Annotated in this window: 1 pseudogene; it reads right to left on the bottom strand. The window is 63.9% G+C overall.

Going from position 1 to position 875, the window contains the following annotated elements:
* Positions 1 to 875 (bottom strand): annotated as a pseudogene (locus tag A9X04_RS31100) (APC family permease); the annotation flags it as partial.

The following is an 875-nucleotide window of genomic DNA, read 5'->3' as shown; positions in this document are numbered from 1 at the left end:
GATGAGCCCGTAGACGAAAACGACCAGTAAGACCACGCCGCCCAGCAACGGGACGACACCGCGCATCACAAAACCCCGGACCGAAGCGGTAAGGGTATGGCGGTAGTACCAGGCGCACGCAAACCCGGTAAGCCCGTAGTAGAACGCGATCATCAACCCGACCGATCCGATCAGCGCGGCCAGCAGGTTCTCGCTGACAAGCGTGAACAGCACGTAGAAGAGCACGGAGACTCCGCCGACCGCGAGTGTGGACGTGGTCGGCGTCAGGTAGCGAGGGTGGGTCTTCGCGAACGAGTCCGGTAACGCCCGGTACGCCCCCATCGACAGGGTGGTGCGCGTTGTCTTCAGGATCGTCGTCTGCGTCGACGCGGAGGCCGACGTCAGGATCGATGCCGCCAGCAACAGCAGTGCAACCTTCCCGAAGACGCCGTTGCCGAACAGTTCCGGACCGATGGAAGCGAACACGTCTTTCGAGTTGTGCGGGTTCCCCAGCCCGATGCCCGCCGTCCCGACACCGGCGAACGCCACGGCCGACACGGTGACCAGGGTGTAGGTCGCCAACAGCAGGAAAGTCGAGATGACGGCGGCGCGGCCAGGCGTGCGGCCGGGGTCGTCGGACTCCTCGTTGCAGGACACGGCGGTGTCCCAGCCCCAGTACATGAAGATTGCCATCAGAATTGCGGGGGCGGCGGTCGTCCCGAAATCAAGACCGCCCGGCCAGAACCAGGACAGCGACGGATGCAGCGAAAAGACCTGGGCGTCACGGGAATACGTCTTGACCAGCGCGACCATCGAAAACGCGACCAGCACCACGATTTGAATGGACAGCAGGGCGTAGAGCAGTCTGGCCGAGACCGCGATGCCGCGATAGCAGA

The sequence above is a fragment of the Mycobacterium sp. E3247 genome, assembly GCF_001667785.1.
In the GTDB taxonomy this organism is placed as follows: Bacteria; Actinomycetota; Actinomycetes; order Mycobacteriales; family Mycobacteriaceae; genus Mycobacterium.
The sequence above is the reverse complement of the archived record's forward strand: the minus strand, read 5'-3'. Positions and strand labels throughout refer to the sequence as shown.